Annotated in this window: 10 protein-coding genes; 2 read left to right on the top strand and 8 right to left on the bottom strand. The window is 53.2% G+C overall.

Annotated elements, in window-relative coordinates; translation table 11 throughout:
• Positions 1-55 precede the first annotated feature (55 nt).
• The gene (locus Q8K39_RS11670) at positions 56-316 is read right to left on the bottom strand and encodes a hypothetical protein (RefSeq protein WP_305260354.1); all 261 of its coding nucleotides are present in this window, start codon (positions 314-316) and stop codon (positions 56-58) included.
• 344 nt (positions 317-660) lie between these two features.
• The gene (locus tag Q8K39_RS11665; RefSeq protein ID WP_305260352.1) at positions 661-1,914 is read right to left on the bottom strand and encodes a flavin-dependent oxidoreductase; all 1,254 of its coding nucleotides are present in this window, start codon (positions 1,912-1,914) and stop codon (positions 661-663) included.
• A gap of 204 nt (positions 1,915-2,118) precedes the next feature.
• Between Q8K39_RS11665 and Q8K39_RS11660 the strand changes: the two genes are divergently transcribed.
• Together Q8K39_RS11660 and Q8K39_RS11655 are read left to right on the top strand one after the other, a co-directional pair.
• Positions 2,119-2,658 (top strand): MarR family winged helix-turn-helix transcriptional regulator, encoded by a 540-nt coding sequence (locus tag Q8K39_RS11660; protein ID WP_305260350.1) that lies wholly within the window; start codon positions 2,119-2,121, stop codon positions 2,656-2,658.
• Between the two features lie 272 nt (positions 2,659-2,930).
• Positions 2,931-4,073, top strand: a complete 1,143-nt coding sequence (locus Q8K39_RS11655) for an ABC transporter substrate-binding protein (RefSeq protein ID WP_305260348.1) — start codon at positions 2,931-2,933, stop codon at positions 4,071-4,073.
• Positions 4,074-4,152: 79 nt separating this feature from the next.
• On the opposite strand, the gene Q8K39_RS11650 is transcribed toward Q8K39_RS11655, so the two are convergent.
• The 6 genes from Q8K39_RS11650 to Q8K39_RS11625 all read right to left on the bottom strand — a co-directional run bounded on the left by Q8K39_RS11650 (position 4,153) and on the right by Q8K39_RS11625 (position 12,292).
• Positions 4,153-5,553, bottom strand: a complete 1,401-nt coding sequence (locus Q8K39_RS11650; RefSeq protein WP_305260346.1) for a DASH family cryptochrome — start codon at positions 5,551-5,553, stop codon at positions 4,153-4,155.
• Between the two features lie 33 nt (positions 5,554-5,586).
• Positions 5,587-7,143, bottom strand: coding sequence for a deoxyribodipyrimidine photo-lyase (locus Q8K39_RS11645; RefSeq protein ID WP_305260344.1), 1,557 nt, complete (start codon positions 7,141-7,143; stop codon positions 5,587-5,589).
• A 64-nt stretch (positions 7,144-7,207) separates the two neighbouring features.
• Positions 7,208-7,762 (bottom strand): lipocalin family protein, encoded by a 555-nt coding sequence (locus tag Q8K39_RS11640; RefSeq protein ID WP_305260342.1) that lies wholly within the window; start codon positions 7,760-7,762, stop codon positions 7,208-7,210.
• Between the two features lie 191 nt (positions 7,763-7,953).
• On the bottom strand, positions 7,954-8,808 hold the full coding sequence (locus tag Q8K39_RS11635; protein ID WP_305260340.1) for a DUF6544 family protein: 855 nt from the start codon (positions 8,806-8,808) through the stop codon (positions 7,954-7,956).
• Between the two features lie 131 nt (positions 8,809-8,939).
• A complete protein-coding gene (locus Q8K39_RS11630) occupies positions 8,940-11,828 on the bottom strand; it encodes an FAD-dependent oxidoreductase (RefSeq protein WP_305260338.1) in 2,889 nt (962 codons plus the stop codon).
• A 314-nt stretch (positions 11,829-12,142) separates the two neighbouring features.
• A complete protein-coding gene (locus Q8K39_RS11625) occupies positions 12,143-12,292 on the bottom strand; it encodes a hypothetical protein (protein ID WP_305260336.1) in 150 nt (49 codons plus the stop codon).
• Positions 12,293-12,562 lie beyond the last annotated feature (270 nt).

Here is a 12,562-nt window from a genome sequence, read left to right as displayed (position 1 = left end):
CAGAGCTTGTTGAATCCTATATCTTGCTATGCCTGCAAAAACTTAGCATGCGAATCTACTCTTGCTTGAGCTTGCTGGCATGCGACATCATTCTGACGCCAAAGAATGTACCGATAGGGAAAGCGAACAATAAGGGAGTGGCCAAAATATACGAAGCAGTAGATGCCCATGTTTTACCTTTTTCAACAGCATCGCTGGTCTTGTAATGTGCAAAAGTCCAAGGAATAAAAATTCCGCAAGCAATCAACATTTTTACCAGCTCGTCTCCACCTTTGCTAAAGCTTTCATACAGCGAATACAGACATAGCAGTGACATAAAAGCATACATCACAGCGAAATAAAGATGCATGCTCGTGAGTGGGCGCACAGGTGAATTACTGTCCCATGAAGAAGACATAGTGGTGATCTTTCAAATTTTGATTTTATTGATACGTATGCGCCCGGTGCGCTGTGAAAAATACTACACGATGATGCAATCTTAATCAAACGCAAAGCAAATTCGGAGAAAATTCACAGATAAACGCAATTGATTGATCGCAGTTTTACGTGCGTCGCGTACGGACATTAGGCACGTCAATCTCGTATCATAGTGAGGCTTGGCCCAGGTGACGAAATCTCAAAGGCCAGACTAGCCACCCCAATAGCTATCCTCAATGCACATCAACTAGTCTTCCCGACTCCCGCCACCTTCAAAGTATCCTTGTCAAACCCAGCCAAACGTTTATACCGCAAAGAAATCGCCTCAAGCTCAGCCTGCGCAATCACCTCATTCACATCAGAAAAACCCTGAGGCGCACGCTCTTCCGCCATCTGCATCACCTGCTCAGGCCCATTCATGCGGTTGCGCAATACGATGCCCGTAGTACGCGGCAAACGCTCAGCCTCATACTCACGCAGCGCATACAAAATATTCGCTTCACCAACGAGACAGTCAGTCAGGTAGCGCGCATCCAGTATCGCCTGCGCACTGCCATTTGAACCTATAGGGTACATGGGGTGGGCCGCATCACCCAGCAAAGTCACCCGCTCAAAAGTCCAGCGCGGTAATGGGTCACGATCTACCAGTGGGAATTCATACACCACTTCTGACTTTTCGATCAGATCAGGAATATCTATCCACCCCCATTTCCAGCTATCAAAGGGTTTGCTGAATGTGGCTTTATCCACCTTGCGGTTCCAGTCCGAGGTTGGCAATTCACCACCCGGCACACGCAACTCGGCAATCCAGTTAATCAACGACCGGCCTTGTTTGCGCAAAGGCTCAGAGATAGGGTAGCAAACAAATTTCTGGTCCTGATGTCCCGCCATGAACATGCTGCGTCCGTCCATATACGGCGCAGCCTCCGTCACACCGCGCCACAGCATACGGCCAGAAAAACGTGGTTGGTCTCCCTGCGGGTATAAAAAGCGTCGCACTGCCGAATGTATGCCGTCCGCACCGATGAGCAAATCAGACTCCACCAGCACTGCCGCCTTATCCACCTGTCTGGTGAAAGTAGAAATTACCTTGTCCGCCACCTGTTCAAAAGACGTGAATGCATGCCCCTGATGAATGCGTCCAGCACCCAGACGTTCGATGGCATTCTGCAGCAAAGTCATCTGCAATTCGCCACGGTGTATGGAATATTGCGGCCAATCATAACCAGCAGCACGCCCGCGCGGCTCTTGCCAGATTTTTTGACCAAACTTGTTGAAATAAGAAAGTGATGAAGTCTCGATACCCAGTTCAGCCAGGCAGTTTTCCAATCCCAACTGGCACAATTGCTGGCTCGCATGCGGTAGCAAATTGATGCCCACACCCAGCGGCTTGATCTCATTGACTGCTTCATACACTTCAACATCGATGCCGCGCTCATGCAACATCAGGGCAAGAGTCAGGCCACCTATACCGGCACCGGCGATTACTACTTTCATGTCTTCCTCCCGAAATTTAACGATGCTGCACGTTTTTAGATGCGGCTATATTGTTCTACTGTATAACAATTATTCGAGATTACACAAGCACTGTTGCAAATTTCCAGCCGCCTGGCTCTTGCGCACTAGTAATGTGAATTCGCTAATTCAAGACAGGCAGCATGTACAATACTTCTAAGAACAAGCTCACTATATTGCCTGATCATGCCCAAACAAAAAACAGACATCCTCAAAGCGCAACCCAAGACCAGGGCAGCAGCCCCGAAGCGCCAGAGCAGCACGGCACAGCTCCCCACTTTCAACGCCCGTATAGAAGGCATAGACTATGGCATTCTTGACGAACTGACCGGCTACGCCGTGCGCCGCGCCCAGCTATCCATCTATGCTGACTTCAGCGCCAGTCTGGGCGCTTACGACATCACACCTCAGCGTTTCTCATCTTTAGTGATTGTCAGCAACAACCCGGGCATTTCCCAAACCCGCCTTGCGGAAGTCATGGGCATAGCCCGCTCAGGCGTAGTAGCCATTATCGACAATTTTGAACAAGCTGGCCTGCTGGAACGCCAGGACTCCGGCGACCGCAGATCCTACAATCTGCACCTGACCAAAGAGGGCCAGAAGCAATTGGAGAAATACAAACAGGCCGTGAAAGAACATGATGACAGGGTCAGCCAGCAGTTGTCGGTGAAAGAGCGTCAGCAGTTGCGCGCCTTGCTGGGGAAGTTGTGTATAGATCCTAAGTAAGGGATTCCTTCTGCACAAACAAACTTGCAGTCGTCGCAGGTTTTGTACCTTCACGGCCACCTGGCTACCCCCAGCACGAAATCCAAAAAATTCCAAATCCCCACTTGCAAGCAATCCAAAATATTATTATATTGAATAACTGTTATACGACATAACAATATTGCGTTGCAATAAAAAATTGCCAGGCCGGCCAGCAAACAAGCTTAGATGGCGAAAAGCAATGTTGCGTCGCATCCGCATCTGCAATACCAACAATAATTCAGGAGACAGCAATGCAATTCAACATCAAACCGACGATATTGGCTCTGCTGATAGCAACAATCGCAAGCACGGCCCAGGCCGACATCACCATAGGCGTCAGCCTGCCACTGACCGGCCCCGCATCTGGCCTGGGCATTCCTACCAAAAACGGCATAGCCCTGTGGCCAGAGACCATCGGCGGTGAAAAAGTTAAACTGATCGTCCTCGACGATGCATCCGATACCACACAGTCCAGCAAAAACGCCCGCAGGCTCATCACTGACGATAAGGTAGATGTCATCGTCGGCTCCACTGCCACACCCGCCTCCGTTGCCTTGGCAGAGGTTGCATCTGAACTCAAGACGCCACAAATATCGACCTCTCCTGTTGAGGTTGCGCCCGGCAAAGGCATCTGGACATTCCGTGTCGCCCAATCGACACCGCTCATGGCTCATGCTGTAGCCGACCACATGAAAAAAACAGGTGTCAAAACCTACGCCTATCTAGGCTATTCTGATGCCTATGGCGAAACCTGGTTCAAAGCAATTACTGCCGCTGCCAGTAAAAATGGTTTGCAGTCTGTTGCCACAGAGCGCTTCAACCGCCCTGACACCAGCGTCACAGCACAGACGCTGAAACTACTTGCTGCCAAGCCAGACGCGATACTGATAGGCGCATCTGGCAGCGGCGCAGCCATGCCACACAAGGCACTGATAGAGCGCGGCTACAAAGGCAAGATCTACCAGACACACGGCGCAGCCTCGCGTGACCTCATACGCCTGGGCGGCAAAGACGTAGAAGGCGCCTTCGTCGTCGCAGGCCTGGCCATCTTGCCCGAACTTCTGCCAGACAACCACCCGTCCAAACAACTGGCCACAGACTTCACCAATCGCTATGAAAAACAATATGGCGAAGGCAGCAGAAATCAGTTCGCAGCGCATGGCTACGACACCTACCTGCTACTGAACCGCGTCATTCCCCTGGCCCTGAAAAAAGCCAAACCCGGCACGCCAGAATTCCGTACAGCTTTAAAAGATGCGATGGAATCCGAGATCGACATCCCCATCACCCAGGGCGTCTTGCATTACACAGCAAATGACCATTTTGGCCTGGAAGAAAAGGCGAGAGTAATGCTGACCATACAAGGTGGCAACTGGAAGGCCGTCGGCCCTTGAGATGTCGGGCGAAACCAGAAATGAAACCCTGATCGTATGAGCAAGCGCCGCCAGAATTGCGGCGCTTGCTTTTCTCATCTCATTGATTGCTGGCGTCGCTTTCAAGTTTCCCCCACAAGCGTCGGTATGTGCCGTCACGATCGTGGTCATGAACTTGTTTTGGGATATTGAAACGCCTGCCATTGCGTGGGTCTGTGCCACGCCCTGCGATATACAGCCAGTTCCCTTGATTGCTGTACACATCATAATCAATGAGCTGAGCTTCAAACCACGCAGCACCAGCCCGCCAGTCGCAAGCCAGCTCATGGATAAGATAACTGGCAACCACCTGGCGCATGCGGTTGGATAAATAGCCTGTCGCAGCAAGCTCCGCCATGGCTGCATCAATAAACGCATTGCCTGTCCGGGCCAGACACCAGTCGTTAAATTTTTCCGCATCATGTGGCGGCATTGGCAAATCGGTCAGGCCCTTTGCGGAATATAACTGCCGTCCGTATTTGAGATGCAGCAAGCGAAAATAATCACGCCACAATAATTCAAACCAGATCCAGTAACTGCCATCATTGGCACCAAGCTCTGCTTCAAATCTTTTTAGCGCGCTAAAAATCTGGCGTGCTGATATCGCACCAGACGCCAGCCAAGGAGAAAATTTGGTCGAATAATCCAGCCCCGACAATTGATTGCGGGTTTGCTTATAGGTATGCGGTAGCTTACGCTTCAAATAGATTTCTACATGCGCGCAGGCGGTAGTTGAACCACCAGAAAACGCAGACAAAAAGTAGGGGAAAGATGAACGATCATCATTCAGCAAAGCTGCTTCAGCACTTGGCTTTACCGGGGCAGCGTGTGAGTCGATCGCCCACTTCCTCGCAATCTGGCCAAAGTTGTCCGGCAGAGCTGGCAAGGAATGCGGTGCTGGTAGCGGCGCGGGCGGCTGCACGCCTTTGGCTTCGATAAGGGTACGAAACTGCGTAAATACATCAGGCAGCGCATCCGCCCCGAAGGGTAGATCTGTTGGATCAAGCAAGCTAGATTGCCAGTGCGTATGCACAGTTAAGCCAGCAGCGCGTAATGCGTAGATATCATCTTGCTCATAAGGTGCCGCAATCTCTTCACAGTAAACTACCTTACTACCTAGTTCTCTGGCAAGCAGCGGCAGAAATTCCACGGCACTCATGCTGACTTCCAGTAGCTGGCTGCCCATTGCGTGTAACTGCTGACTTAAATCAGCTAAGGCAGATTCCACAAAGCGCTGGCGATGTAGCCCAGGGTGCGGCAAGTTCCAGCGCTGTGCCTGCAAAGTAGCGGATGGGAGACAATACACAAATACCAGGTTTTCAGCGTGCTGGCAGGCGCGAATTAATGCCTGGTTATCTGCCAAACGCAGGTCATTGCGAAACCAATAAATCACAATGCCCGGTGTGTTGGACGTGCTCGTCTCTTGAGCTTGCGCTGTAATAACATTTGAACTATGACTCATCGCTTTCCTTATTCTGAAACCGTTGCTCTCGTCTCACCAGTCCAGTTCCAATTGCCCGCTGACAGGCTGCTTGCTCGACAGAGTTTGCTGGCGCATCTTGCCAGGAGTCTTTTTGCGCGAACCGTGCTTTTCTATGACGGCCAATTTTGGGGCCTGCATGTGGGGCTGCTTGCGCAAGTCAAATAGCCGGCTCTTGGCAATGCGAGTTGCCTGTTCCAGATCAACTATAGGCGCAGGGATATCGACACCCACTTTCACACCACAAGCTGCCTGCACATCTGGCGGCATGCGCCATGGTTCAAACAACCAAGTGTCTGGTACGCGACGCATCGCAGGCAGCCAGCGACGCACGAAATGCCCATGGGGATCATGGTCACTGGCCTGCTTGACTGGATTATAAATGCGCGGCACGTTCATTCCCGTAGTGCCTGATTGCATCTGCATCTGGCTCCAGTGTATGCCTGGTTCATAATCCAAAAACTGGCGTGCGAGCCAATGCCCGACTGGCCGCCAGTCCAGCCACAAAGGATAGGCAGCGACAGAAACCAGCATGGCGCGCATTCTGAAGTTAAGCCAGCCTGTTTGCCGCAACATCGTTACACACGCATCAACCAGTGGCCAGCCAGTACGGCCAGAAATCAGAGCCTCAAAATGCGCCTGATTGAATTCCTGTTCACGCAAACCATCATAGCCGCGATGCATATTGCGGTATTCGATTTCTGGCTCGCTCTCCAGTTTTTGAATAAAGTGGCAATGCCAGTACAAGCGACTGATAAAGGCTTCCAGCCCTTTCTTGTGACGCTCAGCCGTTACTGGCAAGCTGGCGATATGGTCGCGTGTGGCATGCACGATTTCCCGCAAACTAAGACAACCAAATGCCAGATACGGCGACAGGCGCGAACAAGCCGTGGGTGCCGATAAGGGCGATGAAATCCCGCCCCGGTATTGATGACTGCGCTCACGCAAGAAGCTATCCAATATCATCAAGCCATTCTGCCTGCCACCACGCTGGCGTGCAGGTGGATCGTAAGGCTCCAGATGCAAGTCCTGTACTGAAGGTGGCAATCGTGGGAGTGTAATTGCAGGCGTCAACGGTGAAAATTTTGTGGCGCTTAAGGGCGGCAGCGCTACACAGGGCGAGTCATTATGCGCATTCCAGCTGGCCTGCCAGTCATCCCTGCTCCGCAAACGACGCACCACACCAAACTGGGCAAACTCATGCCATTCCACTCGCTGCGCGCGGCACCAGCGCGCCAGCGCCTTGTCACGCTGGTAAGTGACACTGTTACCCGTTTCTTCGTGTGAATAAATAGCCGCGAATGGCTGGTGGGCAAAGACCTGTGCAAATACCTCAGTGACTTCACCCGTCAGGATATGCAGTTGACCACCACTTTTGCGTAAAGCAAGGTACAGCACACGCAGGCTCTCTAGCAAAAACTGGTAATGCTGGTTCGCCGCATCAGCCTGCGCCCACAAGGATGGCTCAACCACGTACAAACACAGCACAGGCCCTTTGCTGATTGCTGTATGTAGCGCAAGATGATCATGCAAACGCAAATCGCGTTTGAACCAAACGATGCTATATGTCATGCGGGCATTATATCAACGCCCGTTTATTTTATCCGGCATGCGCAAAAACTGGCAGGCAAGCCTGCTACTCCTGTTTAGTGGGCACCAGCTTACTTACATCAAAGCCTTGCGCCACCAGCCGAGCTACCAGCGCATCGTACTTTTCTTTATCAACTTTCTTCGTGCGCGACAATATCCACAAAAACTCGCGCTTGGCTTCACTGACGGCAACCAACTGGTAATCCTTGTCCAGATCAATGACCCAGTAATCACCCCACACCATAGGCAGGAAAGACAAAAAAGCCGGAGCAAAGCGCACTTTTAATTTCGGCGAACTTGAATTGCCCACCTGTCTGGCCTCGCCAATAGCCTCAATGACCTCACCAGCACTGTCCTGACAGCGGTTGACGACCTGTACCTTGTCTTCCGGTAATACTGAATACGTTGCCGAGGTGGAAGCTACACACTTCTTCTGGAATCGATTTTCAAACTTTGCGATTTCATGCCATGTGCCCATATAGCGTGGTACATCCAGTGCGGCTATCGTCACAACAGGCTTGGCAGCAGCTTGCGGTGCATCGGCAGCATGTGCGTTCAGGCTTAATGCAAACAATACTGCGGTGATGATCTTCTTCTTCATTAAATTCTCCAAATGACTTCATGGTAATTGCAGCCCTTGACTACAGTGTGGCGACACTTCCCTGACATAACAATATACAGTTAATTTGACAGACGTATCACAGCTCCCCGGGCGAGCTCAAACATTTGCCAGCTATCATCTGCCATGAGCTACCTGTCCCATGCAACCGCATGCGCTGGCTGGCCAGCTGTCTAGAATTCATAGGCCAGTGCAGTGATGGTGCCGCGCCAATATGGCTTGCGCCCGTCAGCATGAAGCCATGCAGCTTCACCGCTTAGCGGCACCAGCATGCCATCGCGTTCCTGATAATTGAACCAGCGCCCTTCCCAGGGTGTGTGCACGATAAGCTTGCCCACCAAGGCAGCGCGGGCTTCAACCCGCACTGATTCAATCAAGCCAGCCTGATTAAAACTGACCAGCATGGTCGCGCTAATCGCACCATCGGCAAGCGTCGCGCTGGCTGTATGCTCATCAACTGCCTGCCACTGCACCCCCTGGCTGGGGAGCAAGGCAGAAGGGTACCAGGCCGCCTCGGCAAAAAAACGCATGAATTCAGCTTCGGCCAGATCGCGCGCGCTGATCTTATCCACCATGCTCCACAGGCCAAGCAGGGAGGGGGTCAATATACCTTCACCACCCACATAGGCATCATGTACATAAACAGCTATACCCGGCACCATGGCAATGCGCGCATCCCAGACAAAGCCCGGCCTGCGGGTAATGACCCGCTGTGTTGATGTAAACGACATCCACTGCTCACCAGCCACACTCAGGTTAAAGCTGCCAATATGTGTAACACTCGCAGCAGAAATGATGGCCTGGCCATCCTTTAATACCGTACGAAAGTACCGAGCCACCGGGGCGGGTAGGTGTTCAAGTTCCTGCGCGCTGTATCGCGATGCTGTTGCCGCCAGGCGCGCACTCTCCAGCCGCACCAGCAAGACCCGCGTCTTATCTGCCCAGCGCGCCGCACCATAGAAGGCAAGACCTGCGACGATAGCGGCGACAGCAAGCAGCGCAAGTAGCAACGATACAATCCAGGTCATAGTGAAATTGCCTGCTTGGTGGAAAAGAGTTGGAGTAGATTATGCACAAAACGCTAGCGCGTGTTTGTTGGGTATCAAACATAGTCGGGCAGGTAAAGGTCGAATCAAATATGAAGGCATTTGTACATTTCTTATCTCAGCCGCTTGGTAGAAGCCCTCGCCAACTCAATCAAGGCCGCCTTCGCCGCAGAATGCCGCACTGGTAGCAAAGCCTCCACCCCCATCGCAATCTGCCTCGCAGCCTCAGCCCGCGTATCCTCCAGCGCTTCATTGGCGACCAGCCACGTACTGACCTCGGCGGCATCTGCAAAGCCATTCGCTGCCAGCACATCAAAGCCTTGCGGGTCGCGCTGGCGGGCCAGTAGCAAGGGGTAGGTCAGCAGGCCGGTGCTGAGGTCGGTGTAGCGGGTTTTGCCTGTGTCGTCGGTATCGGGGGCGAGGTCGATGACGTCGTCGATGAGCTGGAAGGCCAGGCCCATGTGGCGGCCGAAATTAGCGGTGGCGTTGACTGTGGCGGCGTTGCAGCCGCCTACGGTGGCACCGGCGCGGCAGGACCAGGCGAACAGGCCAGCGGTTTTACCGTCGATGATACGCAGGTAATCTTGTTCGCAGGCTTCCAGGTTGCGGCGGCCTGACAGCTGGTCTGATTCGGCAGCGATCATGGATTCTATGACTTCAAACAAGTCGTCCGCCAGGCCGTTATAGCCTATACGGTACAGTGAGCGCACGGCGCGTGACACCAGCAGGTTGCCTGCCAGCACACCGGCACCCACGCCATATTTTTTCCATGCGGTGGGGTGGCCGCGGCGCTGGTCGGCTTCGTCGATGATGTCGTCATGCAGCAGGGTGGCGGCGTGTATGGATTCGGTGATAATGGCGACCTGTACCGCTTCTTCTGACAAGAAGCGCCGCATCAGCATGGAGCAGAGCAGGGCGCAGCTTGCGCGCAGGCGCTTGCCGGACTGGAATAGCGAATCAGCTAGCACACCGTCGATGAGGTGGCGTTGGTGGCTTGCGCCGTATTCACGGAAGTGTTTGTCGGTCTGGTCAAGTGCGCTGATCAAACGCGCACGCAATTTGTCGAGGTCGTCGGCCAATGCCTTGTCATTGATGGAGCCGACGACATCATTGATCAGCGTGTTGACGCCGGATGTATTGGTCTGTGCTTCTGCCGTGCCTGATTTCGAGTCAGGCGCATTGCTGGCCCATTTGGATACCGGTGCCACACCTCTGCTGAGGTTGTTGATAAAGCGCATGGCCCTGGATTCAAACTCTGGCAGGCGTTGGTCCCAGCCGAGCTGGCGCACAATGTCGCCAGCCTTGACAGAATACTCGGCAACGCGGCTCGTCATGCCACCCAGCCAGGCCATGGTTTCGCCAGAGAATACCGGCACCAGGTCCAGCAGATGCGGCAGGCCCGCCTCAAAGCGCAGCCTGTCTATAACCTTGAGTGGTGTCAGTGCCGTCGGTTCTTCCAGCGGGAATAACTGGCAGCGTGCGGCACTGGATGCAGTCAGATCAAGTATGCGGTTGACTGCATGGCGTGCAGATTCATTCGCGCTTTCCATGGTCGCCACATCGGTCGCAGTACGCACAAAATCACCAGAGACAAACAGATTGCTGATGCCTATATCCACTTCAGGCCGCGCCGCCCATGAACCAGCGGTATTGACGAACAGCGGCGCATCGTTTTGCATGCCCTGTTCTGTCCAGCGCAGTGACGGGTCTATCGAGCAAGCAATCACGACAGCAGCTTCCAGCTCTGCGCGGTCTGCCGGTGCAAGATGGGCCAGGATTTGTTGCCAGACTTCTTCCTGTATTTCTGCGGGCGTGCAATCTTTTGCAGGTTTGCGTATGTATTCACCCGGTGCATCAAAATCAGAGATGCAAACGCTGAGTATGCCGCGCACGGTACCATCGCTATATTGCTTAAGCCCGCGTGGCCAGAAGCGTTGCTGGCATAGCGAGGTCAATGCCCACGGCGCATCCAAAAATATCGTGTGCCCGTGATTCAGTTCTATGTCTTGCCCGAGATAGAAGAGGATGCCATTCATCCACTCGGTCTTGAGTTCGTCCAGCCTGGCCAGGCTAGGTGCTCTTGCCAGCATCTCTTCATTGCTGATGGACTGCAAGGCTTCCAGCGGCAGCGCCAGAATGAAATGATCGGCTGCCAGTTCTGTACCATCACTGAGTTGCAGCGCCCGTGCAGCGTCACCATCCCACAACACATTTTCTACAGACACCCCCTGGATAAACTCCACGCCCAGATGTTGCAGATGCGTGACCCAGGGTGCTATCCATACTTCACTGGTCGGGCCATTCAGTACGCGATCTGCACAACTGCGGTAGATATCGCTGAGCAGCTGTATGCCCACCACTACGTTGGAGCGTGCACTCATGTCTGCCGCACGGCAAGCCACGAGGGTGCGCGTCACGGCATTGATGACATATTTCTGATAAGCCTCTGAACGTGACGGTGCCTGGAAATAGTCCCAGGCCGAGATATTTTCAAATTCGCCAAAACGCCGCTCGTCTGAACTGGTCAGCATGGTGAACACACAGCGCACATAATGCAGCATGTCTTCACGCGGCACATCGACACCGCTGCCCACAAAAAGATCGTACAGAAAAGACAGCAGCGACGCCGCATCACGCGATGATGAACGCAACTGGTTAGGCACTTCCCAGCGCCCCTTCTTGGACAACGCCAGTGTGCGTGTAGTATGCGCCAGATTGTCGGCCACGCTGCCATAAGAGCCATCGGCCAGCACACAGGGTATGCGTGCCATGGTGTCTGGGATATGCCGGTAAAACCCGGGGAAGAAGCGAAAGCCATGCTCACCCGGCAGCTCTTGCTGGCCTGCCGTTGCCGAACCCTCTACCGGTATGCTGCGTGACTTGCCACCCGGCGCGGCCAGCGCCTCCACTACCGTCACCAAATAGCCACGCTCGGCCAGCTCATGCGCTGCCGTCAAACCTGCAATGCCTGCGCCTGCAATAAGTACTCTAGTCTGCTTCAACGAGCTGTCTCCTGAGATAAGGTCGCGGAGATAAGCTCATCCGCCATTTTTCAGTGGGTAATTTGTCAGCAGGTATTATGCTGGCAGTCTGTTGGTCTTGGGCAAGCAAAGTGTGAGTGGGATAGTATTTGTATAAAAAAACAGACATTCACCATAAGCTTGCTCTGTCCGGGCTTATCCGCCCAATCATCAACTCATTCCTCTTGTGCGAAAAGCACTTGTTCCCATAGCACGACAGTGCCTTTTGCCCGATAAGCTCCAGTTGAGAATAAGTACAAAAAGTTATTTGCACGCTGATATGGGTAAGATATTGTTCACATACAAAAGAAATTAAGGGAAATGCGCTCACAGGCGATCACTTGCTGGCAGTGCTGGCGGCTTTGTCCAGCCCGCACCGCTTGCACATTGTTGCCGCGCTTGAGACGCAAGGGCGCAACTACATCAGCCAGCTCCAACTGTCTCATGATGGCAAAGCATTTAGAACTCATTTCATAAATAGGGTGAGATGCGTTTGCCTCATAACGTGGGCTGGCAAGGCGGACGAGGCAGTCAATAGCTTTGCCTATTGACAACGAGTCCAACGCAGTCCAGCGCGCGTTATGAGGCAAACCCTTCGGGAACTGACGATTTGGGCGCATTGCAGCGTTGTGCCGCTTGCAAAGGCGGACGCCTTAGCTGCGCGTCACGTCTTGCACTGCATCCCAAATCGTCTTGTTCGCACTCATCCTATTTAT

The sequence above is a fragment of the Undibacterium sp. genome, from assembly GCF_030683615.1.
Lineage (GTDB): Bacteria > Pseudomonadota > Gammaproteobacteria > Burkholderiales > Burkholderiaceae_D > Undibacterium > Undibacterium umbellatum.
This window is presented reverse-complemented; position numbering and strand designations above follow the sequence as displayed.